Origin of the sequence: Paenibacillus zeirhizosphaerae (assembly GCF_030705605.1) — a bacterium.
Taxonomy (GTDB): Bacteria; Bacillota; Bacilli; order Paenibacillales; family Paenibacillaceae; genus Paenibacillus; species Paenibacillus zeirhizosphaerae.
Window position 1 is genome coordinate 1 of the sequence record NZ_JAPCKK010000032.1, and the last position, 24,363, is coordinate 24,363.

Consider the following 24,363-nt stretch of genomic DNA (forward strand, 5'->3'; position numbering starts at 1 on the left):
CGAGGTAGATAGGCTGGGGGTGGAAGTGCAGCAATGCATGGAGCTGACCAGTACTAATCGGTCGAGGGCTTATCCTAAAGGTTCTAAAAGGCAATGAACGTTTCGGATCCAGTTTTCAGGGCGTAACCGCCTTGAAAGAAAGATGTTGTGAAGCAAGAATGTGGGTCCTTTCTGAGGATTGATATTTTCTTGTAGCGATTTCGAGAAGCGGAAGCTTCGAAAAATCATGTCTGGTGGCGATAGCGGAGGGGTTCCACACGTACCCATCCCGAACACGACCGTTAAGCCCTCCAGCGCCGATGGTACTTGGACCGAAGGGTCCTGGGAGAGTAGGACGTTGCCAGGCACGAAAAAAAACCACTATCATTTAACGATGGTGGTTTTTTTGTTTAAGACATACAATTTTTAGCTTACATTTTGGAGGTAACATTTTTGTTACGGAAAAGCTTGCTAAAACAGCTATAATTTACTGTGATTCAATTTGTTAACCACATTAGACGGTCAGTAATTTCGAACGTGAGAGAAAAATTGCTTGTTTAGTCAGGCCGAGAAGGAGGGAAGATCATGCGGCGGAATAGATGGCTTTTGATAACGATGCTATTGAGTGTCGCTGTAGCGATTCTTACCGGTTGTGGCTCAAACGAACCTTCTTGGACGGCATTTGAAGGTGCAGCTAATGCTAAGACATTCCCGGTACCCAAAGAAGCAAATAAAACAGAACGTGCGAGCAAAAGCTCTGAAATAGATTATGTTCGCTATACCCTTCCGGGTATTAAAGAGAACGATGATATTCCGGGACCTTATTTGCAGGAGATTGCCGCTTGGGGATGGAAGGAAGAGGCCTCCCAGTCCTCGGGGAGCCAGAAGGTGTTTTTAAGAGACGGTCAGATTGTTCAACTGTCAGTGCATGATGATTTTTTTACGGTATTGGTTCCAAAGGATAAAAAGTCTACCGTCAATGTGAAGACGATCGATACTGAATAATGCAAAGTCACTATTTTCACACAGGCAAATATATAAAAGAGAGCTTCTAATTAGGAGCTCTCTTTTATATATTTGTGTTGGGACAAGGGCACCCCATATCCATCGAGGCTTATTACTGCTGGTAGTAGGACATGTCCCGCTGATTAAATTTGATCATTCCATCTTTGCGTTCCCGCTTCAGCAGATACAGAGTCCACAAACGCGGTGTTGCCAGCCAAAGGTGCCAGAACAGCAAGGAGAAGGTAAAGACCGGAGGAGAAAAGAACAGAAAAACAATTGTAAAGCAAAAACCGATCCACATATTATGAAATTGTATACTGCTGAACGTAGGGTACCCAATGTACTGCTCCGGCATATAGCCCTGCCAAGGCAGCTTCCAACTATAGGCCCAGCGCTTACGGAATGGAGAGCCCTTAATCATGAGGAAAGAACGTGTAATCACAAAGTGAGTCCACATCATCACGGGAAGAGCAAGGGCAAAGAGAAAAATGCTTGTCCAGTGCAAAGCGACCGTTAGAAAAATAAGCATGATTATAGGCAGTGATAGATAGCTCCACAGCATGGGGCGGTGAATACTTACCTTTTTAATTAATTTGTAATGATAGTACGTGGCTTTAACATCGTTGTCTTCCGGCATTGGAAATAGTCATTCCCTTCGTTCTAGTTCAAGAGGTTCCTCTAGACGCTTTTCTTCTATTATCGGAAAAATTATGTTTTTTTTAAATGCCTTACGAGTACAAACACCTATTTAATCGTTACTGAATAAAGTATAGAAACAATGTGACTGCAGCTATGAAAAGGTATAAAATAATAGAAACTGCATCATACTGATAGTAAAGACTGATAGTAAATGATCAAGGTGGGATTCGATATGCATGAGGAACAGGGGCATCGGTGTATTATTTGTGGGCATCACAAGGCAGAAGGTATATTAATCTTGTCTGAATATATATGTGATGCTTGTGAGGCGGAGATGGTGCAGACGGATGCAACAGACGCCAAATATCATTTTTTTATTCATCAGCTAAAGCAGATTTGGATTGAGAAAAACGCTTAACAGAGGCCTTCTAAGGCCTTTTTTTATTGGATGTATTCCACAGTGGAATAGGATTTGCTCAAGGTATGCGTTAAAATGGGAGGCAGTACAACACTGTACAATCTGTTTATAGGCGGAAGGAATGCACGATGTCTAAATTCAATACACAATCAGCGCCGCTGATGGAGGCACTTATCCAATATAGGGAGCAGAGAAAGAAATCGTTTCATGTTCCTGGACATAAAAATGGTCATTTATATGCACAAACGGATATTGCGGGTTTATTGGCCAATGTTATGTCGATTGACGCTACGGAAATCTCAGGACTGGATGATCTCCATCATCCGGAAGGCGTAATTCGGCAGGCTCAGGAGCTGGCTGCGGATTGCTTCGGAGCCGAGGAAAGCTTTTTTCTCGTGGGTGGCAGCACCAGTGGAAATCTGGCCTTGATTTTGTCGGTATGTACAGAACCAGGCGATATTTTGCTTGTACAAAGAAATGTTCATAAATCCGTGTTGCATGGGTTAATGCTGGCGGCTGCGGATGCTGTTTTTCTTGAGCCTTATGTAGACGAGACAAGCGGATTATCCACGCTGCCTTCAGCAGAGACAGTAGCTGCTGCAATAGCTGCTTATCCGCAAGCCAAGGGCTTGCTCGTCACTTCACCGAACTATTACGGGATGGGAACTGATCTGGTACCGCTCGCTGAATTATGCCATCATGCCGGCATTCCACTTCTGGTGGATGAAGCCCATGGCGCACATTTCGGTCAGCATCCTGATCTTCCGCCTTCGGCGTTATCTTGCGGTGCGGATGGGGTCGTACAATCTACACATAAAATGTTATCCGCCATGACCATGGGGGCTATGCTGCATATTCAGGGGAAGCTCTTGCATCGGGAGGTTGTCCGTCAACGGCTCGCGATGATTCAAAGCTCCAGCCCATCCTATCCTATAATGGCATCGCTGGATCTTGCACGTCGTCATCTTCATATGAATGGTCCCTCCGCTTTTACAGAGGGTCTGGCGGCTGTTCAAGCCTTTAAGGAGGGGATCAGCAGGATATCAAGGTTTCAGCTTCTTCAGCCGGATGCCGGGCGGATCAATGAAGGTTACATCATACAGGATCCGTTTAAAATAGTTATTTATGATCGTTACGGTCGTTTAAGCGGATATGAGCTGCAGCGTCAGCTTGAGCAGCAGGGATGTGTGCCGGAGATGAGCGATGAACGATATGTTATCCTATTATTTACACTCGCTACGACTCAAGCGGATGCTATTCACCTGGTGCAGGCACTTGTGCATATACATAAACAGGAGATGAATCCGCTAATACCTAGTTCCTTTCCTGAAGTGCATTCCTTTGGAAAAGAGATTTCCACGTGGAACAATGCCCCAGTATTGGCAGTTTCAAAGCCTGTATCGTTCCGTTTGAAACCTGCATCTGCAGAAATAATAAAAACTATTCCAATAGAAGCTTGTGCAGGGTATATGGCTGCTGAAATGGTAATTCCTTATCCTCCGGGCATTCCGCTACTGTATCCAGGGGAGAAGATCGGGGAAGAAGTCGCGTTACGGCTTCAATTGTTGCGTGATCAGGGGGCCAAATGCCAAGGGGCAGCGGATGAAAAGTTGAACACAATCCGGGTATATCTGATGTAAGAGGAGACAGATGTGTACTATAATAAGAGCAAGCATGTCGCATTCTAAAAATGAACCGTAAGCAAAGCAGTACGGGGAGTGCTTTAGAGTTAAGTCAACTGAGATAAGGCCGAATAGATAAAGAAAGCAGGGAACATATGAAGGGCAGAGGCAGATTTATCACATTGGAAGGAGGCGAAGGCTCCGGAAAGACAACGATGATCCGACATCTTGACAAGTATCTGGAAAGTCGCGGACTGACTCATATGACGACAAGAGAACCGGGAGGTATTGAAATCGCTGAGAAAATCCGGTCTGTCATTCTAGACAAAGCACATACCTCCATGGATGCTCGCACTGAAGCACTGCTCTATGCGGCAGCCCGCCGTCAGCATCTGGTAGAGAAAGTCGCGCCTGCCATTGAAGCCGGAATGCTGGTGCTGTGTGACCGCTTTGTAGATAGCAGTCTGGTATACCAGGGTTACGCCCGGGGACTGGGCATGGAAGAGGTCGGTTCCATAAATCGTTTTGCCGTAGATTCCTGGCAGCCTGATTTGACATTTTACTTGGATATAGAACCGGAACAGGGGCTGGCCAGAATAGCCGCTCATCGGGAAAATGAAGTGAACCGGCTCGATATGGAGGACATATCGTTCCACCATAAAGTCAGAGAAGGTTATCTGCATTTGGTTCATCAGCATCCGGAACGCATCGTTGTGATTGACGCAGCACAGCAGCCTGAACAGGTCTTGCAGCAGATGATAGAGATTCTTGCGAAAAGGGTTTTGGAGGATTATTGAGTCTCATTGTTTAATATATAGATATAAGGGACAACATGCGGCTGATTCGTTCCTTTCAACGATATTAAGGAGGAAAACAGGATGAAACTGATCATTGCGATTGTACAGGATAAAGACAGCAACAGACTGTCCAGTGGACTGGTTAAAGCGAACTTCCGCGCGACCAAGCTGGCCAGCACCGGCGGCTTTCTGCGAGCTGGGAATACTACATTCATGATCGGGGTAGACGACAGCCAAGTCGAGGCTGTTATGGAGGTCATCCGCACTAGCTGTAAGGTTCGTGAGCAGCTTGTGACACCAGTGACGCCGATGAGCGGAACAACGGACTCCTATCTGCCGCTTCCTGTAGAAGTTCAGGTCGGAGGGGCCACTGTATTCGTTATGCCGGTGGATCGGTTCGAACATTTCTAATTTTTAAATTTATAGCTGTTACGCCGATAGGCTATCCATACAGCGTTATATGTATCCCGAGGCTGTTGATGCGGCTTCATTTTCAACTTTACATTGTTGATGCCCCATGAACGAAGCAAGGAGAAAGCAGGTCAATGATTATGAAGATCAATCCAGGTTACCGTCCATTGCAGAGCAGCCTGTCATCCAGCGACTCGATGTCCAAGCCTGTACAGAGCAAAAGATTTTCCGACATGATGCACCAGAATGGGGAGCAGGCCACGCAAGAAGAATTGAACCGGCGGTTCAAGGAAATACAGATGCAGGGCGACCGATTAGTCCGGTCTATGACGGTACGTGAACTGAAGGCATACAAGATGCTCGTCAAACGCTTTCTGGAGGATACGGTTCGGCGCGGCGTAGCGATGAAGGACACGCGTGGGTGGGACCGGCGCGGGCGCAGCAAGCGCTACAAATTGATTGATGAGGTTGACTCCATTTTATTACGTATGGCGGAAGAATTATTAGAGACGGAGCAAGGGAAAATTGATCTATTGCAGGGAGTCGGAGAAATTCGCGGGCTGCTGATTAATCTGGCCTTTTAGATTGAGGACTGGATTTTTCATCTGCATACGAGGTTAACTACTGCAATCTGCTTGCCTGATAGGTCAGCAGATTATTTTTTGCCGAGCATACCGGATCAGCGAATCTGTGCGCGGAAAGCGAGGAAATATGTCTTTTCAACAAATTGTCGGACAAGATGTGCCCAAACGGCTTTTGCAAAATGCCCTCCGCAGCGGGAAGGTGAGCCATGCCTATCTGTTCAGCGGTCTGCCGGGGAGCGGACAGATGCAGACAGCGGTTACCTTCGCTCAAGCTTTATTTTGCCAGGAGATCAAGGACGATGCTTGTGGGAAATGTCTGGAATGCAGGAAGGTTGAGCATGGTAATCATCCTGACCTTCATGTCGTAGAACCTGATGGTGCGAGCATAAAAATAGATCAGATACGTGAGCTTCAGCGGCTGTTCTCTTACCGTTCCGAGGCTAAAAATCCAAAGGTCTATATTATCCGTCAGGCGGATACGATGACCGTTCAGGCTGCCAACAGTCTGCTCAAATTCCTGGAGGAGCCTCAAGTGCCAGCGGTCGGTATTCTGATTTCAGATAATGGACAGGCTCTGCTTCCTACGATTCAATCGAGAACGCAGCGCGTGCCGTTTGCACCGCTGTCACCTGAAGTGCTAATGCAGGAGCTTACCCGGGAGGGGCATTCTGCAACGTTGGTGCGCAGTGCGGTGCATCTCGCTTCAGGAATGGATTCCTGCAGGGAGGTTATCCAACAGAATTGGTTTGCAGAAATTAGAAATGTAGTGTTACAATTAGTGAAGGAGTCCATGAGCAGAGGAGATTCAGCGATAATACTCGCTCAACAGAAAATTTTTAAAACAGGACTCTCCGAGCATCTGGACGCGTTTTTTCAGTTGGTTCATTTGCTATTCAAGGACATGCTGCACTTTCGGTACGGAAGGCATGAAAGCATTGTTTTCATAGATCACTTGGAGAGCATCTCCAAGTTGGCAATTACCCGCAGCACCGAACAATGGGTCTCGTATATGGATTTGGCAGCGGAATGCAGGAAGAAGCTCCGCTTCAATGTGAACGGTCAGTTGTGCGTAGAGCAGCTTCTGATCGGGATGTCGGATTCAGGCGGTACGATTACTGCCTAGAGACAGCGGACTCTTCGATGTATGTGACGGAGCTGGTTTATAAGGCATCGTTAAACTTTCCATGGCGGCCATTACGTTACGGCTTCAGATAAGGTTCTAGTGGCATACAAGGAGGTTTATTTTTGTATAGTGTAGTGGGCGTCCGCTTTAAAAAAGCGGGTAAGACGTATTATTTCGATCCGCTGGAGCTTCCTTTGGAAAAGGATAACTGTGTGATCGTAGAGACGGCACGCGGTATCGAATATGGTAAGGTGGTTGTAGGCAAGAAGGAAGTGAATGATTCAGACGTAGTGTTGCCACTCAAGAAAGTAATTCGTATTGCCGGAGAAGCAGATGCGCTGATCGTTGAAGAAAATAAACGAGCGGCACAGGAAGCATTCGGTATATGTTTAAATAAAATTAAAGACCATGGCCTTAAAATGAAGCTTGTTGACGTTGAATTTACATTTGACCGTAATAAGATCATCTTTTACTTTACAGCGGAGGGAAGAGTTGATTTCCGCGAGCTTGTGAAGGATTTAGCCAGCATTTTCCGTACGCGTATTGAACTTAGGCAGATCGGTGTTCGGGATGAGGCCAAGATGCTCGGAGGCATAGGCCCCTGTGGGCGCATTCTATGCTGCTCCTCCTGGTTGGGTGATTTTGAGCCCGTGTCTATAAAGATGGCTAAGGATCAGAGTTTGTCTCTGAATCCGACCAAAATTTCCGGCTTGTGTGGAAGGCTCATGTGCTGTCTCAAGTTTGAGCATGATAACTATGAGAGCGCGAAGGAAGAGCTGCCACAGGTTGGAAGGTTCGTCGTCACTTCGTTAGGAGAGGGCAAGGTTGTCGCTATCAATGCAGAACATCGTACGGTACACGTACAACTGTTCGAAATCAGCAAGGTCAAGGAACTTCCAATGGACGACGTTGTCGTCAAGTAAACCATTAGGTTGCTTCGGGGTGGAATCTTGGATAAAAAACTAAATGTTTTTGCGCGTATTCACGAAATGGAAACGCAAATGGGACAAATGCATAGCGATCTGGGCGAGCTAAAGCTTGCAATTAAGGAACTGCTGGAAGAAAATCAGCGACTTACGATTGAAAACGAACAGCTTCGCAAAATGCTCATTCGCGATAATGTAAGAGCGGATGAGCCGGAAACAGAGCCCGCACCCCTTTCCGCAAAGACCAAGGAGACAGAGCAGCCCGGGACAGGAGAGGTAGTAGGTGAAGGCTACGACAATCTGGCAAGGCTGTATCATGAAGGATTTCATATATGCAATGTGTATTACGGACATTTACGGACAGAGGGCGACTGCCTGTTTTGCTTATCATTTTTGAATAAATAAACACAAAGCCGTAGGAGCACGTGCCTGCGGCTTTTTTTTAGATTATAGAATGTTCTAGCATTAAGTTCAAAAGGATGGATAAACCAGAAATGATGGAAAAACAGTATGAATCCGAAAGGATCGATGATCTTTTAACCCACAATCTGCGCATTATACAAAGTGATGAAGTGTTCAGCTTTTCAATGGATGCTGTGCTCCTGGCCAGATTTGCAGGCATACCCGTGCGCGGCAAAATCCTTGATCTATGTACAGGCAATGGCGTGGTGCCTCTTCTGCTGACGACGAGAACCCGGGCTGCGATAGACGGAATTGAAATTCAACCCCGTCTGGCGGACATGGCGCGCCGCAGCGTAGCGATGAACGAATTGGAGGACAGGATTACGATCCGCGAAGGGGATCTGAGAAGCCTGTTTGAAGTGATCGGACATGGGGTATATGATGCGATAACGGTCAACCCGCCTTATATGCCCCTGAACGGCAGTGACATCAAGCTGAACCCGCATCAGGCTATAGCACGGCATGAATTGAACTGTACACTGGAAGAGGTAATTCTCGCCTGTACCCGCCTGATCCGGACCGGAGGCAAGGTTTCCATGGTGCACCGTCCGCAGCGCCTTGGCGAGATTATATCCCTTATGCGTTTGCACAGACTGGAGCCTAAACGCATTCGTTTTGTACATCCGCGCGCTCATCTGGAGGCCAATATGGTTCTTATTGAAGCTATTCGGGACGCTAAGCCGGATGTGCGGCTGCTGCCGCCGCTAATTGTATACGAAGGCGATGGACGGAATCAATACACGGCTGAAATGCAAGAGATATACTTTGGCACGGATGCTCTGACGCAAGCAGAAAATGAACCGGATGTTGAAGTGTAAGGCTGTCTCATTAATACATGGCAAGGAGAAGTGGATATGAAATTCGCTGTACAAAAAAGCTACTCGGACCGTACGAACGGATATGGAACATTGTATCTGGTAGGTACGCCGATTGGCAATCTGGAGGATATGACCTTCCGTGCGGTAAGAACGCTGCAGGAGTGCAGCATTATCGCCGCTGAGGATACTAGGCAGACCCGCAAATTGCTCACCCATTTCGACATTATGCCGGAGAAGCTCTTCAGCTACCATGAGCACAATAAGGCGGCAAGCGGGCCGGAATTGATACGCTATATAATGGAAGGAAAAAATTTGGCGCTGGTCAGCGACGCTGGCTTGCCGGCGATTTCAGACCCGGGGGCCGACCTCGTCCGGCTTGCGCTGGATGCAGGGGTTGCAGTAATTCCTATACCAGGAGCTAATGCGGCTCTGTCCGCGCTCATTGCCTCCGGGTTGAGTACGGAACGGTTCACTTTTGCAGGTTTTCCGCCAAGGGAACGCAAGGAGTTGCTTTCTCTTTTACATACCTTTGAAGCCTCGCACGGTACACTGTTGTTTTATGAATCCCCACACCGGATTGTCAAAACACTGACCGTCATTCAGGAGGCCTATGGAACTCGCCCAATTGTGCTTGCCAGGGAACTCACCAAGCTTCATGAGGAATGGGTGAGAGGAAGCGTCGAGGAGTGTCTGGCCTGGCTAGAGGAGCACCCCCCCCTTGGTGAATACTGCTTGTTAGTTGAAGGGAAAAGCGTACAGGAAGAAGCCGAAGAAAGACAAGCGTGGTGGAAATCCCTAACACTGGAAGAGCATGTGCAGCATTATGAGTCGGAGGGCCTCGGCAGGAAAGAGGCTATGAAACGCACGGCCGCTGATCGCTCGCTTTCAAAGCGGGATGTATATAATGCATTGTTGTCTTCTAATGACCAATAAATTCCATACATGTTATACAAAAAAAGGCCTTCCGACGGTAGGGATCAACCGCGGAAGGCAACAAGGAGATATGAAAAGGTTAGAATTAACAGTTGGTTTATTATTATTATATACTATAAATCTTATTTTGTCACAGGTGTTGGAATTTCGGAAATACATTCGTTGCAAACAATTTTACCTTTGAAATAAGTAACGTTTTCCGCATTGCCACAAAAGATGCAGGCAGGCTCGTATTTTTTGAGCATAATGCGCTCACCGTCAACGTAAATTTCAAGAGCGTCCTTCTCGCCAATGCCCAACGTGCGACGCAGCTCGATCGGAATAACTACACGTCCAAGCTCATCGACTTTTCTTACGATACCAGTAGATTTCATCATAATAAATCAGGCTCCTCTCGCCGTATAGAAAGTTTCAATTGTCATCATTCGACATTATTTTCTGTTTTCTGAATTTAACTATACCAACGATTCCCAAATCAGTCAACCTAAAAGTTAGGCATGAAACCTAATTTTTCAAAATATAGCCTACAATATGACGAGGAATCAACAATTATTATCAAAAAAATCGATTTAAATAGATTTGTCGATTTGGAAATCTATTAACCGTTTTAAATCGACTTATTTCGACAATTTGTGTCGAACGGTGTGCGATTATGCTCGATTACATATATAATTTTATCAAGGAGCTGAAGCCAGATGAATTACATGCAGCAGCCGCTTACCGAAGAAAAGGTATTTAAAGACCCAGTGCACAATTACATTCACGTTCAGGATGTGGTTATCTGGCGGTTGATTAATACTCCTGAATTTCAAAGACTGCGTCGGATTCGCCAGCTTGGAACTTCCTATTTAACATTTCATGGTGCTGAGCACAGTCGCTTCTCCCATTCCCTGGGGGTCTATGAGATTACACGGCGTATCATTTCCCAGTTTGAACGCGGTGAATATACGGACTGGCCCAAGGAAGAGAAATTAGTCGCTTTGTGTGCCGCCCTGCTGCATGATTTGGGACATGGCCCGTTCTCACATTCCATTGAAGAAGCCTTTGGCATGAATCATGAGGATTGGACCTGCCGCATTATTTTAGGAGACACGGAGATCAATACGGTCCTTCGTCAGGTTGAACGGGGATTTCCAGAGAAGGTTGCCGCGGTTATTTCTAAAACCTACGACAAACCGATTGTCGTCAACTTGGTAACGAGCCCGCTTGATGCGGACAGAATGGACTATCTGCTGCGGGATGCTTACCAAACGGGTGTTAATTACGGAACCATCGACCTTGACCGCATTTTACGTTTGCTCCGCCCTCATCAGGGCCGTATCGTCGTAAAGGATTCGGGTATGCATGCAGTGGAAGACTATTTGATGTCCCGCTACCAGATGTACTGGCAAATTTATTTTCATCCGGTGACACGCAGCTCGGAAATTATACTGCGGCTTATCTTCCGAAGAGCCAAGGAGCTTATGAACCAAGGTTATCGATTCGAATTTCTGCTGGATCCCCTCCCGGATTTAATCCAGGGTGACTTGACGGTCAGTCAGTATCTGATGTTGGACGAGTCATTGATACAAACTGTATTCAATCAATGGAAAAAGGAAGCAGACCCGATTTTGAGTGATCTGTGCTCGCGTTTTATGGATCGCAGGTTATATAAATATGTGCAAATTGATTCCATGGATATGGGCATGATTGATGATTTGCGGACTGCACTTGCCCAGGCCGGGCTTCACCCCGATTATGATCTGGAAATTGATTTTCCAACAGACCTTCCTTATGATGTGTTCCGGAAGGACGGATCGACAGAGAACCAGATTTTGCTGCTTGGGCGGGAAGGCAGTGTGCGTGAAATTTCCGAAGTATCGGATATCGTCCGTTCAATCAGCGGCATTCACCGTGGAAAGTATCATCTATATTACCCGCAAAATAAATTGGAAGAAATTAAGGATAAGCTTCCTGCCGATATCCAAAAATTGTTTGTGAAATAATGATGATTAGCTATACGTTTAAGTCTTAAACACCATCATATAAAAGGTTGCAAAAATAAGAAATTACCAAAAAAAATAATCTAAATAACACCATTTAAGGAGGAACAATCCTTGGAATTATTCGATACACATACCCATCTCGATTCGCCACAATTCAATGAGGACAGGGAACAAATCATAGCAAACGCCGTCGAAGCGGGAGTTACGAGAATGATCAATGTCGGCTTTAATAGAGAGACTATTCCTAGTACGATGGAGCTTGCCGAAACCTATGATTTTATTTATGCGGCCGTTGGATGGCACCCGGTGGATGCCATCACCATGCAGGATGGGGACTTAGAATGGATTGCATCGCTTTGCGAGCATGAAAAGGTCGTGGCTATCGGGGAAATCGGACTGGATTACCATTGGGATACTTCACCGAAAGATGTGCAACAGCGGGTGCTGCGCCGCCAAATCGGACTTGCCCGGGAGCTCGGGATGCCGATTGTAATTCATAACCGGGATGCACATGAAGACATCGTAAAAATTTTGCGTGAAGAGAAGGCGCATGAGGTTGGGGGGGTCATGCATTCGTTTTCAGGTAGCTGGGAGATTGCTAAATTATGTATTAATATGGGATTCCATTTATCTTTTGGAGGCCCGATTACGTTCAAAAATGCACGTCAGCCGAAAGAGGTGCTGGCACAGGTGCCAATGGACCGTTTACTGATTGAAACGGATTCGCCTTATTTGACTCCTCATCCCTTCAGAGGCAAACGAAACGAGTCAGCCTATGTAAAATTAGTGGCAGAGGCGGCTGCACAGATCAAGGGGATTTCCGTGGAGGAATTGGCGGCAATTACGACCCAAAATGGCCTGGAACGATTTTACATTAAGAGCAAACGGGAGATAAAACCTTAAAAAATCGAGGTAAGCGGAGTTAATCATAAAAATGTTGCGGAAAAATCGTGAATATTACATTTTTTTAACCGATTATTTAGGAAAAAGCACTTGAAACCTGCTTTACAACATGCATATAAACAGGATATCATCGTCTCAGTGAATTATTGATGCCGTGTAAAAGGGCAAAAAAATCAATAACTCATCTCATGAACCAGTCTCGCTTAATCTCCGAATGGAGAACGGGGGAACCGATATGGTGGCAGGCCGAAAGGGAGCCGCAATGGAAAGCGTACCAATGTAGACGCGCTGCCTTGTGTATGTTCCTTGGGTGCATCCGGGCACCATAGTTCGATTTCTTTTCTGGGTCTTAGGGGTGAATGTGAGGGCAGCCGCCATGAGCGGGTGACCGGAACTAGGGCGACTCTCTACGTCCGAACCCGACAGCTAACCCCGTAAGCGTATCAAGAGAGAAGCTACCTCGTGCATGGATTTTCCGCATATGTCATTGACGGAAGCCACGGAAGAGCTCTCTTAACTCTTTCCTGGCTTTTTGTGTTTGTGAATATGAGGGGATTCGCCCACATACTGTTACATAACAGAAGTTATGAACAATTAGGGGGGCACCATGCTGCGAAGACGGGAACATGATGCAGGGCAGGCTGCAGTTTGGCTTGTCTTGTAGAAAATCTGGTATAGTCGCGTCAATTTCAATCATGTATTACTCTAGACGGCGAGGCTATGAAGGAGGACGGAGAAGTGGGAATTTTCCAACAAGGGGAGACCCATGAGTCACGCTCATCCAGCATGTCTTACGCGTTGCGATGGAAGCATGAAAAATTGCGTCACGTATCATTGGTCGCTATTTTTCTAATCGCACTAACAATCATAATCTCTATACTGGTGTACACACAGCAGAAGAAACAAGTGTTTCTGGTTATCGATGGTCAGAGCAAGGCAATAGAGACCCGCGGAGAAAATTTACAGGATATCTTGGAAGAGCATTCCATTACACTGGCACCTCACGATACGATTTCTATGCCGGTGAGTGGAGCCATACAGGATGGTGACCGTGTAGTCATTAAACGGGCTACGCAAGTGAATGTATCTGCAGGCCATGAAACCAAGAAACTGTACACCACCGAAAATACAGTAGAAGACGCTATTCGAACCTTGGGATACGCATTGTCACCGGAAGACAAGGTTTCCCCCGCATTGGACACTGAGATCTCTTCTAGCATGGATATAAAAATTGTCCGTGTAACCAAACAGCAGGTTCAGCAAAAAGAAGAAATCCCTTACAGAGTCGTCAAGACGGCTGATCCAAGCCTGTACAAGGGGGATAACCGGGTACTGGTAAGCGGTAAGGACGGAGTCATGGTCCAAAATGTCGAGAAGGTGTATCATGATGGGAAGCTGGTTTCCAAGCGCATGGTAGACAAAGAGGTCGCCACAAACCGCGTTGATAAGGTTATTGCGGTAGGCACGAAGAAGAAGCCTGTTGTACTGGCGGCATCCATCGGACCTTCCGATTCCGCAACTACGGTCAGTGCCAATACGATTAGCCGGGCAGGAATAGATTTTAATTATAAAAAAGTATTAAGTAATGTATCCATGACGGCCTACTCCGCACAGCAGCCTGGCATTGGAACCCGGACTTCCTCCGGCACACGCGTAACCGAAGGACGGACGATTGCTGTGGATCCTGATGTTATTCCAATCGGCTGGTGGGTATATATTGAAGGCTTGGGCTTCCGCCGTGCGGAAGATACCGGAGGCGCCATCAAAGGCAACAAAATCGATGTGTATTATGAAACATTAAGCAAGGCAATGAACTTTGGCCGTAAATCAGGGATGACGGTGTATGTCATCGGACCGGTCAAACCCGAATTGAACTAACCGTCATCTAAATGTTGAAGGTTGTATTTCAGTCGCTGATTAGGATAGTATTAAGAACATAATGATGCATGCTAAGAAGAGGATGATGATCCTCTTCTTATTTTTTGTTTAGGAAGGAAGAACCATTCATGATTAAGGAAGTCATCGTAGTGGAGGGCCGTGATGATACGGTAGCTATCAAAAGGGCGGTTGACGCCGATACGATTGAGACCGGCGGATCGGCCATCAATGCCATGACGATTCGTAAGATTGCATTGGCGCAGAAACGGCGTGGTGTTATTATACTGACCGACCCGGACCATGCCGGGGAACGGATACGCAAAATCATTGCCTCTAAGGTACCAGGCTGCAAGCAAGCCTTTATTCCGGAGGCGGAAGCGACCCATAAAGGGGATATCGGTGTGGAGAATGCTTCTCCTGAGGCAATTCGTCACGCACTTGCCAGGGTTCATACTACGGTAGAGGGAGCTGTTCCTCTGCTCGACTGGGAAGACCTTATTAACGCGGGATTGATTACGCATCCCAGGGCGGCTTCCCGCAGGATGGCCGTTGGTAACATACTGGGTATTGGCTACTGCAACGGCAAGCAGCTTCATAAGCGTCTGACGATGTTCCAGATCAGCCGTGAGGAATTCGCGGAAGCATTACAGCAAATTGAAAGCGAAGGATTGTGATGGGCATGAAGGGTCTTGAAGATATTGCGACGCCTCGCCGTACCAAGGAGATTATTCAAAGGCACGGTTTTTCGTTCAAGAAGAGCCTGGGTCAGAATTTTCTGATTGATCAAAATATACTGCAAAAAATCGTATCTGCCGCCGGATTGGACGAGACCAAGGGGGCGCTTGAGATCGGTCCGGGTATCGGAGCACTGACGGAGCGGCTTGCCCGCACGGCTAAATGTGTGACGGCTGTCGAGATCGATCAGCGGCTCCTTCCCATTCTGGGGGAAGTACTGGCGCCGTACGAGCGGGTACGGGTGCGTCATGGAGATGTGCTGAAGCTGGATCTGAAGGAAGTGTTTGCAGAGGATTTCGCGGATGTGGAAAAGGTCAGCGTAGTAGCCAATTTGCCTTATTACGTGACAACCCCTATCTTGATGAAGCTGCTGGAGGACAAGCTGCCTTTGGAGAATATCGTTGTTATGATTCAAAAAGAGGTGGCTGAGCGAATGGCTGCATCACCGGGCTCCAAGGATTATGGCAGCTTAAGCATAGCGGTGCAGTATTACAGTGAACCAGAGCTGGTATGCATCGTGCCGCACACGGTCTTCATTCCGCAGCCTAATGTGGCATCGGCCGTCATCCGGCTGCGTGTAAGAACGGAGCCGCCGGTCCATGTACCGGACGAAAAGCATTTCTTTGAAGTCGTGCAGGCATCCTTTGCACAGCGTCGCAAAACGATCGCCAATAATCTGAAAAGCCGCTTTTTTACTAAAGAGAATAAGGATGCGTTAGAGCCGCTTTTGCAGTCCGCAGGCATTGAACCATCAAGAAGGGGAGAGACGCTCAGTATCGAGGAGTTCGCTCGTCTGAGCACCCTGTTGCTCGAAGCTGGTTATATATAAAATCAATCCTGCTGTACTTGATTCCAGACGGACGGAACCAAACCGGGGTATTGCCCATACGATGAAGTAGGGGTGATACACATTGATGATCATTGGAGACTTGGTCGTTCGTAAATCGTACGGCAGGGACGTGACATTTCGCGTAGAGGATGTCTGGCGCAATAATGCCATTATTAAAGGGATAGAGTTCCGGCTGCTCGCAGATTCCCCTATGAGCGATCTGGTCAAAGTGCCGGCTGATCCGATGAACGGTATAACCAAGCAGGCGCAAATTAAAGCTTATCAATCGCTTTCTTCCCTGAAGCAGGATCGGCTGCAGCAGGCGGAACGGGGGCATGCGCTGCTGGACCAAAGCAATGCTTCGAATGCATCCTATTTTGAAGTGCCTGGCAAGGTGCTCCATTTGGACGGAGATGTCAATTATCTGCATAAAAGCCTGAGGCTCTATGAACAGCTCAGGGTTCCGGCTGAGGGGTATTATATTCATGAGTCCGCGATGGCGGACTCTCTACGGAAGCTGCTGCCGCGCGTGCGCCCGGATATTCTCGTCATCACCGGGCATGACGGTGTGCTCAAAAATCGCCAGCCTTATGATCTGTACAGTCTGTCCAGCTATAAAAACTCGCAAAACTTCGTCTCTGCCATTCAAGTGGCCAGACAATACGAGAGGAATCTGGACTCGCTTACGATCGTGGCAGGGGCATGCCAGTCCCATTTTGAGGCCTTGCTCCGTGCAGGTGCTAATTTTGCCAGTTCTCCGGGCCGTATCTTGATCCATGCGCTGGATCCGGTGTATGTTGCTGCCAAGGCCTCCTTTACGTCCATCAAGGACACGGTCAGTATGGGGGATATATTTAATAATACGATCAGTGGAAGCCAGGGAGTCGGGGGGATTGAGACGCGGGGGAGCTATCGTATGGGTCTGCCGCGGCTGGAAAACCTTTCGACATTAAAAGTAACTCCATCCGCAATATAACAAGCGCACATACTGAAATGGCGTATGGCAGCCCCTGCTTGCAGGGGCTTTTTTGTGCATTAATTTCCGTGAAAAATTAAATTGACAACGCAATTTGACTGCTGATATAATATTTGTCTTTAATTTGACAATGATCACCAAATCCGCTATAATGGACAAGGAAAGAGGTGGTCGTTACAATGGCTAAAAATACGCTGTTGGATATCAAACGCAGTCTCGATGCACACGTAGGGCAAAAAATTTTGCTGAAGGCTAACGGCGGTCGCCGCAAGACCGTTGAACGAACTGGTGTATTGGAGGAAACGTACCCTTCTGTTTTTATTGTGAAGCTTGACCAAGAGCAGCAAAGCTGTAAGCGAGTTTCTTACAGTTATGCCGACATCCTTACGGAATCCGTGGAAGTTACCATTTATGATGCCGATGGCCCGATGGCTGTCGAGTATCAGTAATGTAGCGTTCCATATATGCTTTAATTTCACAAGCAAGCGGCGTGTCTACAACAGGCATCGCCGCTTTTTACTGTCCGCATGCTCAGGATAGGATATAGCAGCAGAGCACATACTATGACCGGAAATACTCACCCTGTTTCCATTCTCAAGGAGGCGTTAACGAATGAGCCGAAGAAGAAGAGGAGTCATGTCGGAGGAGCTGAAATATGAGCTCGCCAAGGATTTGGGATTCTACGACACCGTGCGCGAGGAAGGCTGGGGCGGTATTAAAGCCAAGGATGCCGGCAACATGGTGAAAAGAGCAATCCAATTGGCAGAACAGGCAGCTTCACGCAATCCGCAGCAGTAACAGAACAGCAGGCTCCTGAAGCGGGGGGATTTGGCAAATTGCCGGATTCCCCCGCTTTTTACCCGTTTCTATGCTTGACACGCTTGGTCTGATATAATATGTTAAATTGTCTTGAGCGACAGAGTAAGGATGGGTGAACTCCTTGAGAATATACGAGAAGGCTCCGGCTAAAATTAATTTAATGCTTGATGTGCTGCGTAAACGCCCAGACGGGTATCATGAGGTGGAAATGATCATGACCATGGTCGATCTTGCGGACAGGCTGGAAATGTCCGAGCTGCCACGTGATACCATTATCATATCAAGCCAGGTAGGTTATATACCGTTGGATGAGAAGAACCTGGCCTTTCAGGCTGCCCAATTGATTAAAGACCGATATAACGTAAATAAAGGTGTCTATATTCATCTTGATAAGAAAATCCCCGTTGCTGCGGGACTTGCAGGGGGCAGCAGCGATGCGGCTGCCACGCTGCGCGGGTTGAACCGTTTATGGAAGCTCGGCATTTCCGACGAAGAGCTGCGTGATCTTGGTGCCGAGCTGGGATCGGATGTACCTTTCTGTGTGACAGGAGGCACGGCGCTGGCGACCGGACGGGGTGAAGTGCTAACCCCGCTGCCTAATCCGCCACAATGCTGGGTTATCCTGGCCAAGCCCCCTATAAACGTATCCACTGCGGGTGTCTACGGAAGAGTACGAGCTGACAGGATACAGCAGCATCCCTCCGCTAAAAGAATGGAGGAGGCGATACGTGAGAACTCATTTGCGGGTGTCTGCAGAGAGCTCGGCAATGTGCTTGAGGACGTGACCTTGAAGCTGCATCCGGAAGTGCAGCGGTTAAAGGAGGCCATGATCCGTCTCGGAGCGGATGGTGTGCTGATGTCGGGAAGCGGCCCTACCGTTTTTGGATTGGTCTCGAAGGAGGCCAAAATTCCGCGCATCTACAACGGGCTACGCGGTTTTTGCAAAGAAGTGTATGCCATACGACTTTTAACATAACTAAAGCGGACCATAAGGTTTTATCTGGATCAACCTTGTGTATATACGTACAAAAATGGTATATTTTTTTGTAAATATTCGGTTTTTGGACGTAACAGATAGCGAGGAATTTGCCGTGAAAAAATTAAAACGAAGCGCACGCCTTGTCGAGATGACCCAATTTTTACTGGCAAGGCCGCATACACTTGTGCCCCTTACTTATTTCGCTGACCGTTATGGGGCTGCCAAATCTTCCATCAGCGAGGACTTGTCCATTATCAAGGAAGTATTTGAGGAAGACGGAACCGGAGAGCTGCAGACGCTGGCCGGAGCGGCCGGCGGGGTAAAGCTGATTCCCAGACTGTCCAAGGAGCATGCGCTGGCATTTGCCCAATCACTCTGCAAGCAACTGGAGCAGCCTGACCGGATTTTGCCGGGCGGGTATTTGTACATGTCCGACTTGCTCGGACAGCCTGCTACGATGAATGAAGCAGGCAAAATTTTTGCCACTGTTTTTGCGGATCGTGCCATTGATGTGGTCATGACAGTGGAAACCAAAGGAATCCCGCTGGCTTACGCAACAGGGGCACAGTTGAATCTTCCTGTCGTTCTGGTACGCCGCGATCATCAGGTGACAGAGGGCTCTGCGGTAAGCATTAATTATGTATCTGGATCACAGAAGAGCCTTCATACCATGTCGCTCTCCAGAAGGGCGCTTCCGGAGAAATCAAGAGTTCTGATCGTGGATGACTTCATGAAAGCGGGAGGAACTATCCAGGGGATGGTCGATTTACTCATCGAATTTAATGCGACTGTGGCAGGAGTAGGGGTGCTTGTGGAGTCTGGAGAGATTGACACAAATGAAAGGCTTTTGCATGATTATGTATCCCTTGCGAATTTAACTGCAGTCGACTCCAAAAGCAAACAGATTAAAGTCAAACTTGGGAACTACTTCGGCTGACAATAAGTTGTTTTATTTGAAAAAACCGCATGAATAAAGCAAAAATAATGGGTATTGAAAAATTTACCTTAATTCAGGATACAAATTGTACAAAAAAAGAAGGATTTTGATTTGTTGTGTGGAATTATACACCAAGTCCTCAATGGAAAAAGGTGGTGAATACACACATGCAGATTACGGATGTCCGACTCCGCCGAGTAAACTCCGAAGGGAGAATGAAGGCGATAGCCTCCATTACCATTGATAACGAATTTGTCGTACACGACATACGAGTGATCGATGGTAATAATGGAATGTTCGTAGCAATGCCGAGCAAGCGTACTCCGGATGGAGAGTTCCGCGACATTGCTCATCCGATTTCTTCAGGAACACGTGAGAAAATCCAGGATGCCGTACTCGCTGAGTACGAACGGGCTGCCGTTGAAGAAGAAGTGATTGAAGAAGGCGCTTAAGAGAGATCTTGGGACGCGATTGGGGTTTTAAAGAAAAGAGAGCCACTAACTGTGGCTCTCTTTTCTTTTTGTCTAGAATAAGATATATTCTTAATGGAGTTGTAAACTCTAATGTAAATTTCAATTATGCTGCAAGGCAGTGACGACATAGTGCCGCTGGCATCGAACAACGACACCGGCGGAAACGACAGCAGTCCGGCACATCAATGCGATTTCTTATTTAGCAGGAAGTCCAGCACAAAGCTGGTCTGAAAACGAGGCGTGCGCTGAACAAGAGATGCCGGTTGTTTTCAGAATAGGAGGGTAAGTCTTTTGAAAAGGTTGGCTGTGATTCTTGCCGCAGGGCAGGGAAAGCGTATGAAATCCAAACTCTACAAAGTGCTGCATCCGGTATGCGGCAAACCAATGGTAGGCCATGTCAGCGATACAATTCGTCAAGTGGGTGTATCCCGCAGTATTGCCGTTGTAGGCCATGGGGCGGAGGCCGTTCAGACTTATTTGGGTAATGCGGCCGAGTATGTTTTGCAAACAGAGCAGTTGGGGACCGGCCATGCAGTGAAGATGGCGAAAGACCTGTTGGCGCAGGAAAACGGAACGACGATCGTGATTTGCGGAGATACGCCGCTTGTAACGGCGGAGACACTGGAAAGCCTTATCCGTCTGCATGAGGAGCGCGGTGCCGCGGCAACGATTTTAACCGCACACCTGGATGCTCCTCAAGGCTATGGTCGGGTTATCCGTGATGCGGCCGGTTCGGTTACTAAAATTGTAGAGCAGAAGGACTGCTCTCCTGAAGAGGACCTCGTTCAGGAGATTAACACAGGAACCTACTGTTTCGACAATGCGAAGCTGTTCAGCGCCTTGGATCGAATCACCAACCAAAATGCACAGCAGGAATACTATCTGACCGATGTCATCGGCATTATGCGCGGCGATGGAGATAACGTCGAAGCTCATATGACGAATGACCCTGCAGAATCCATTGGTGTGAACGACCGGATTGCTCTCTCTGAAGCGGAGCGGTTAATGAAGGAACGCATCGTGCGCCGTCATATGCTGAACGGGGTAACCGTGATCGATCCGTCATCGACCTATATTGGTAGTGATGTAATCATCGGTTCGGATACCGTGCTCTATCCCGGAACGGTACTGGCGGGACATACGGAAATCGATGGGGACTGCAAAATTGGACCTAATGCGGAGCTTACGGACACGATTGTACACAGCGGAGCCGAGATCAAATACTCTGTTCTGCTGGAGGCTGAAGTCGGTGAAAACACCTCTGTGGGTCCCTTTGCGTATTTGCGTCCGGGAGCTAAGCTTGGAAATGATGTGAAGATCGGTGATTTTGTAGAAGTGAAAAACGCCACGATTGACGATCACTCCAAAGTTTCCCATTTAAGCTATATCGGTGATGCCAGAGTGGGTAAAAACGTGAATATAGGATGTGGAGCAATAACGGTCAATTATGATGGTTATAATAAATCCATTACCGAAATAGAGGACAATGCGTTTGTAGGCAGTAATGTGAATCTCATTGCGCCTGTCAAAATTGGTCAGGGAGCGTACGTCGTTGCAGGCTCAACCATCACAAACGATGTTCCTGACAACGACCTGGCGATTGCAAGACCCCGTCAGGAGAACAAGACGGGGTATGCCGACAAGATCAGGGCACGAGCCAAGGCGAAGAAGGATAGGCTGAACGGTAAGTAAGCTTAACATGAATCTTATCCATTTTATTCCCCCGGATTTCCCGGATATGCCGTCCACGAAGCGGTAATTAGGTTCCCATGGACGAACCAGCACGGAGGGTTTCTATTAATGACTTATTGTGATTCCAAACTCAAGATTTTCACCTGTAACTCTAATCCGAAATTAGCCCACCAGATTGCGGACTATATCGGAATCCCGATGGGGGAATCCCATACTACGTCGTTCAGCGACGGTGAAATTCAGGTTAAGCTGTCAGAGAGTGTGCGGGGCTGTCACGTATACATTATTCAGTCCACCTGCCTTCCGGTTAACGACAACCTGATGGAGCTTCTGGTTATGGTGGATGCGCTGAAGCGTGCATCCGCCAAAAGCATCAACGTAGTCATCCCGTATTATGGGTATGCGCGGCAGGACCGTAAAGCCCGCAGCCGTGACCCGATCACAGCTAAGCTGGTAGCGAACCTGATCGAGAAAGCAGGCGCGCACCGGGTCATTACAATGGATCTGCATGCGATGCAGATTCAGGGCTTTTTTGATATTCCCGTGGATCATCTGCTGGGGGTTCCGATTCTGGCTCAGTATTTCCGTTCCAAGCAGATCGAAAACCCAGTTGTTGTATCTCCTGACCACGGTGGTGTGGTACGCGCGCGGAAGCTGGCGGATTTCCTAAATGCGCCGCTGGCGATTATCGATAAGCGTCGTCCAGAGCCAAACGTCAGTGAAGTGATGAACATCATCGGTCACATTGAAGGCAAAACAGCGATCCTTATTGACGATATTATTGATACGGCAGGGACCATCGTGCTGGGTGCCAATGCATTGAAGGAAGGCGGCGTGAAGGAAGTATACGCATGCTGTACGCATCCTGTATTGTCAGGGCCAGCCATGGAACGCTTGGAGAAAGCGCCGTTGAAAGAGGTCGTTGTTACCGATACGATTCCTATCGTACACCCTAACCCGACCAGCAAGCTGAAGGTGCTGTCCGTAGCGCCTTTGATGGGTGAAGCAATCATTCGCGTCCATGAAGAACTGTCTATCAGCAAATTGTTTGAAATAGAATAACCAACCGGCCAACACGTAAAGAGGGGTTACCTTTTCCTTGAAGGAAAAAGTAACCCCTGTCGGCATGTCCGGCCTTCAATATCCCGGACGTGATACGAAGGTGAAGCGGAGTCGATTGTACAAGGTAGTATCGATTTCGACAAAATGCTCATTAAAACGGGCAACAAGCCCAATACCGACGTGCGCACCGGCCGGATCGTACACCTGCACAGGAACGGTCTCTTTTAAATGGTATAAAAAGTGGCTGTCGTAGATTAGTATATCTCCCTGATCATGCATAGATCGGTTTCACCTTCCTTGTTTCAGAACAGCGGCCATAGTTAGAGTGTCATTTTAATCATTATTTTAACAAAAAAATCAAAACTGCACAGAGAGGTGAAACCGTGATGAAATGGATTGTCGGTCTAGGCAACCCTGGTCCCCAGTATGAGAAGACGAGACATAATGTCGGATTTATGGCTCTCGATCAATTGGCTGCACGGCACGGGATTACCATCAATCAGAGCAAATGCAAGGCTTTGATCGGTGAAGGTGTCATTGGTGGTGTGAAAACAGTGCTGATTAAGCCGATGACCTTTATGAATTTATCGGGTGAATCGGTTCGCGCGTACATGGATTATTACAAAGCGGATTTAAATGATCTGATTGTAGTATATGATGATTTGGATACGGAAGTCGGGAAAATTCGTCTTCGCTATCAGGGCAGCGCCGGCGGTCACAATGGGATCAAATCGATTATTCAACATACAGGAACCCAGCAATTCAACCGGATTCGCATGGGGATATCCAGGCCTGAGCCCGGATACGCCATCGTGGACTATGTGCTGGGAGCTTTCCCGAAAATCGAGAAGGAAGCCCTGGAGAGCATGATTAGCGAAACATGTGATGCTTTGGAGTACAGTCTGGGACATACATTTGAAAGAACGATGGCCAAGTTTAATAAGTGATAGACTTCCTCCCGGACAGAATCTTCTCGGTAAAGGGCTAAATGCGTCTGATAGGGGCATACTGAGAGGAATAGAACACTTTCGGGAGGCATATAGATGGCAGTAAATTATGTGTGCAGGCACTGTCGGACCTTCATTGGCCGGATCGATTCAGATCAGATTAGCGAGGAAAAGCTCGGTTTTCATTTCTTGACCCCTGCCGAGCGGCGGGATATAATAGCCTATAATTCAGGTGGAGAGATTACGGTCCGGATCACTTGTGATTATTGCACGGAGGCGCTGGAGTCTCATCCGGAGCTCAGCCTGCTGGCAAATCCGCTTCAGTAAGCGAAGGCGGTAAATAGCGATATGGTTGGCCTTGTGGAGCCTTGGCAGCGTTGCTGAGGCTTCTTTTGCAGTTTGCACATAGAATAGCTTGAGCTGGATTTAAT

At 47.6% G+C, this 24,363-nt stretch carries 29 protein-coding genes, 2 rRNA genes and 1 riboswitch; of the genes, 28 read left to right on the forward strand and 3 right to left on the reverse strand.

What is annotated here, in order from left to right:
- The 3 genes from OIN60_RS20720 to OIN60_RS20730 form a co-directional block, all read left to right on the forward strand.
- Positions 1 to 77 (forward strand): 23S ribosomal RNA (locus tag OIN60_RS20720); the annotation flags it as partial.
- Between the two features lie 152 nt (positions 78 to 229).
- Positions 230 to 346 (forward strand): 5S ribosomal RNA (rrf, locus tag OIN60_RS20725).
- A 218-nt stretch (positions 347 to 564) separates the two neighbouring features.
- The gene (locus OIN60_RS20730) at positions 565 to 984 is read left to right on the forward strand and encodes a hypothetical protein (protein WP_305756773.1); all 420 of its coding nucleotides are present in this window, start codon (positions 565 to 567) and stop codon (positions 982 to 984) included.
- 112 nt (positions 985 to 1,096) lie between these two features.
- On the opposite strand, the gene OIN60_RS20735 is transcribed toward OIN60_RS20730, so the two are convergent.
- On the reverse strand, positions 1,097 to 1,621 hold the full coding sequence (locus OIN60_RS20735) for a hypothetical protein (protein ID WP_305756774.1): 525 nt from the start codon (positions 1,619 to 1,621) through the stop codon (positions 1,097 to 1,099).
- Positions 1,622 to 1,855: 234 nt separating this feature from the next.
- Between OIN60_RS20735 and OIN60_RS20740 the strand changes: the two genes are divergently transcribed.
- The 10 genes from OIN60_RS20740 (at position 1,856) to rsmI (ending at position 9,717) form a co-directional block, all read left to right on the forward strand.
- A complete protein-coding gene (locus OIN60_RS20740) occupies positions 1,856 to 2,041 on the forward strand; it encodes a sigma factor G inhibitor Gin (RefSeq protein ID WP_305756775.1) in 186 nt (61 codons plus the stop codon).
- 128 nt (positions 2,042 to 2,169) lie between these two features.
- Positions 2,170 to 3,681, forward strand: a complete 1,512-nt coding sequence (locus tag OIN60_RS20745; protein ID WP_305756776.1) for an aminotransferase class I/II-fold pyridoxal phosphate-dependent enzyme — start codon at positions 2,170 to 2,172, stop codon at positions 3,679 to 3,681.
- A 137-nt stretch (positions 3,682 to 3,818) separates the two neighbouring features.
- Entirely contained in the window at positions 3,819 to 4,460 is a 642-nt protein-coding gene (gene tmk, locus OIN60_RS20750) for a dTMP kinase (protein ID WP_305756777.1), read from the forward strand.
- A gap of 81 nt (positions 4,461 to 4,541) precedes the next feature.
- The gene (darA, locus tag OIN60_RS20755) at positions 4,542 to 4,871 is read left to right on the forward strand and encodes a cyclic di-AMP receptor DarA (protein WP_305756778.1); all 330 of its coding nucleotides are present in this window, start codon (positions 4,542 to 4,544) and stop codon (positions 4,869 to 4,871) included.
- A 140-nt stretch (positions 4,872 to 5,011) separates the two neighbouring features.
- The gene (locus tag OIN60_RS20760; RefSeq protein ID WP_305756828.1) at positions 5,012 to 5,455 is read left to right on the forward strand and encodes a YaaR family protein; all 444 of its coding nucleotides are present in this window, start codon (positions 5,012 to 5,014) and stop codon (positions 5,453 to 5,455) included.
- A 127-nt stretch (positions 5,456 to 5,582) separates the two neighbouring features.
- A complete protein-coding gene (gene holB, locus OIN60_RS20765) occupies positions 5,583 to 6,578 on the forward strand; it encodes a DNA polymerase III subunit delta' (RefSeq protein WP_305756779.1) in 996 nt (331 codons plus the stop codon).
- Positions 6,579 to 6,700: 122 nt separating this feature from the next.
- Positions 6,701 to 7,501 (forward strand): PSP1 domain-containing protein, encoded by an 801-nt coding sequence (locus OIN60_RS20770; RefSeq protein WP_305756780.1) that lies wholly within the window; start codon positions 6,701 to 6,703, stop codon positions 7,499 to 7,501.
- Between the two features lie 66 nt (positions 7,502 to 7,567).
- Positions 7,568 to 7,909, forward strand: coding sequence for an initiation-control protein YabA (locus OIN60_RS20775; RefSeq protein ID WP_370872578.1), 342 nt, complete (start codon positions 7,568 to 7,570; stop codon positions 7,907 to 7,909).
- A gap of 89 nt (positions 7,910 to 7,998) precedes the next feature.
- Complete coding sequence (locus OIN60_RS20780) at positions 7,999 to 8,784, forward strand: tRNA1(Val) (adenine(37)-N6)-methyltransferase (protein WP_305756782.1); 786 nt, start codon at positions 7,999 to 8,001, stop codon at positions 8,782 to 8,784.
- 36 nt (positions 8,785 to 8,820) lie between these two features.
- Positions 8,821 to 9,717 (forward strand): 16S rRNA (cytidine(1402)-2'-O)-methyltransferase, encoded by an 897-nt coding sequence (gene rsmI, locus OIN60_RS20785; protein ID WP_305756783.1) that lies wholly within the window; start codon positions 8,821 to 8,823, stop codon positions 9,715 to 9,717.
- A gap of 122 nt (positions 9,718 to 9,839) precedes the next feature.
- Here the strand turns inward: rsmI and OIN60_RS20790 are convergent, their stop codons facing one another.
- Entirely contained in the window at positions 9,840 to 10,094 is a 255-nt protein-coding gene (locus tag OIN60_RS20790; protein WP_018888060.1) for an AbrB/MazE/SpoVT family DNA-binding domain-containing protein, read from the reverse strand.
- 327 nt (positions 10,095 to 10,421) lie between these two features.
- Here OIN60_RS20790 and OIN60_RS20795 point away from each other — a divergent pair, with 327 nt between their 5' ends.
- The 13 genes from OIN60_RS20795 to OIN60_RS20855 all read left to right on the forward strand — a co-directional run bounded on the left by OIN60_RS20795 (position 10,422) and on the right by OIN60_RS20855 (position 22,985).
- Positions 10,422 to 11,702 carry an HD domain-containing protein gene (locus OIN60_RS20795; protein WP_305756829.1) on the forward strand — a complete coding sequence of 427 codons (1,281 nt, stop codon included), beginning with the start codon at positions 10,422 to 10,424 and terminating at the stop codon, positions 11,700 to 11,702.
- A gap of 111 nt (positions 11,703 to 11,813) precedes the next feature.
- On the forward strand, positions 11,814 to 12,605 hold the full coding sequence (locus tag OIN60_RS20800) for a TatD family hydrolase (RefSeq protein WP_305756784.1): 792 nt from the start codon (positions 11,814 to 11,816) through the stop codon (positions 12,603 to 12,605).
- 190 nt (positions 12,606 to 12,795) lie between these two features.
- A riboswitch (cyclic di-AMP (ydaO/yuaA leader) is annotated at positions 12,796 to 13,062 on the forward strand.
- Between the two features lie 281 nt (positions 13,063 to 13,343).
- Entirely contained in the window at positions 13,344 to 14,483 is a 1,140-nt protein-coding gene (locus OIN60_RS20805) for a resuscitation-promoting factor (protein WP_305756785.1), read from the forward strand.
- Between the two features lie 128 nt (positions 14,484 to 14,611).
- Entirely contained in the window at positions 14,612 to 15,157 is a 546-nt protein-coding gene (rnmV, locus tag OIN60_RS20810; RefSeq protein WP_305756786.1) for a ribonuclease M5, read from the forward strand.
- 5 nt (positions 15,158 to 15,162) lie between these two features.
- On the forward strand, positions 15,163 to 16,047 hold the full coding sequence (rsmA, locus tag OIN60_RS20815; protein WP_305756787.1) for a 16S rRNA (adenine(1518)-N(6)/adenine(1519)-N(6))-dimethyltransferase RsmA: 885 nt from the start codon (positions 15,163 to 15,165) through the stop codon (positions 16,045 to 16,047).
- A gap of 85 nt (positions 16,048 to 16,132) precedes the next feature.
- A complete protein-coding gene (gene yabG / locus OIN60_RS20820) occupies positions 16,133 to 17,023 on the forward strand; it encodes a sporulation peptidase YabG (protein ID WP_305756830.1) in 891 nt (296 codons plus the stop codon).
- 179 nt (positions 17,024 to 17,202) lie between these two features.
- Positions 17,203 to 17,472 (forward strand): biofilm formation stimulator Veg, encoded by a 270-nt coding sequence (gene veg, locus OIN60_RS20825; protein WP_305756788.1) that lies wholly within the window; start codon positions 17,203 to 17,205, stop codon positions 17,470 to 17,472.
- A 163-nt stretch (positions 17,473 to 17,635) separates the two neighbouring features.
- Complete coding sequence (locus tag OIN60_RS20830) at positions 17,636 to 17,821, forward strand: small, acid-soluble spore protein, alpha/beta type (RefSeq protein ID WP_305756789.1); 186 nt, start codon at positions 17,636 to 17,638, stop codon at positions 17,819 to 17,821.
- Between the two features lie 142 nt (positions 17,822 to 17,963).
- Positions 17,964 to 18,818 (forward strand): 4-(cytidine 5'-diphospho)-2-C-methyl-D-erythritol kinase, encoded by an 855-nt coding sequence (gene ispE, locus OIN60_RS20835; RefSeq protein ID WP_305756790.1) that lies wholly within the window; start codon positions 17,964 to 17,966, stop codon positions 18,816 to 18,818.
- Between the two features lie 115 nt (positions 18,819 to 18,933).
- Complete coding sequence (purR, locus tag OIN60_RS20840) at positions 18,934 to 19,758, forward strand: pur operon repressor (protein ID WP_305756791.1); 825 nt, start codon at positions 18,934 to 18,936, stop codon at positions 19,756 to 19,758.
- Between the two features lie 167 nt (positions 19,759 to 19,925).
- On the forward strand, positions 19,926 to 20,210 hold the full coding sequence (gene spoVG, locus OIN60_RS20845; RefSeq protein WP_305756792.1) for a septation regulator SpoVG: 285 nt from the start codon (positions 19,926 to 19,928) through the stop codon (positions 20,208 to 20,210).
- A gap of 312 nt (positions 20,211 to 20,522) precedes the next feature.
- Positions 20,523 to 21,923 (forward strand): bifunctional UDP-N-acetylglucosamine diphosphorylase/glucosamine-1-phosphate N-acetyltransferase GlmU, encoded by a 1,401-nt coding sequence (gene glmU / locus OIN60_RS20850; RefSeq protein WP_305756793.1) that lies wholly within the window; start codon positions 20,523 to 20,525, stop codon positions 21,921 to 21,923.
- Positions 21,924 to 22,031: 108 nt separating this feature from the next.
- Positions 22,032 to 22,985, forward strand: coding sequence for a ribose-phosphate diphosphokinase (locus OIN60_RS20855; protein ID WP_305756794.1), 954 nt, complete (start codon positions 22,032 to 22,034; stop codon positions 22,983 to 22,985).
- 75 nt (positions 22,986 to 23,060) lie between these two features.
- Here the strand turns inward: OIN60_RS20855 and OIN60_RS20860 are convergent, their stop codons facing one another.
- The gene (locus OIN60_RS20860) at positions 23,061 to 23,264 is read right to left on the reverse strand and encodes a hypothetical protein (protein WP_305756795.1); all 204 of its coding nucleotides are present in this window, start codon (positions 23,262 to 23,264) and stop codon (positions 23,061 to 23,063) included.
- A gap of 107 nt (positions 23,265 to 23,371) precedes the next feature.
- Between OIN60_RS20860 and pth the strand changes: the two genes are divergently transcribed.
- Together pth and fin are read left to right on the forward strand one after the other, a co-directional pair.
- On the forward strand, positions 23,372 to 23,932 hold the full coding sequence (gene pth / locus OIN60_RS20865) for an aminoacyl-tRNA hydrolase (RefSeq protein ID WP_305756831.1): 561 nt from the start codon (positions 23,372 to 23,374) through the stop codon (positions 23,930 to 23,932).
- Between the two features lie 96 nt (positions 23,933 to 24,028).
- On the forward strand, positions 24,029 to 24,259 hold the full coding sequence (fin, locus tag OIN60_RS20870) for an anti-sigma-F factor Fin (protein ID WP_305756796.1): 231 nt from the start codon (positions 24,029 to 24,031) through the stop codon (positions 24,257 to 24,259).
- The last annotated feature ends 104 nt before the right edge of the window (positions 24,260 to 24,363 follow it).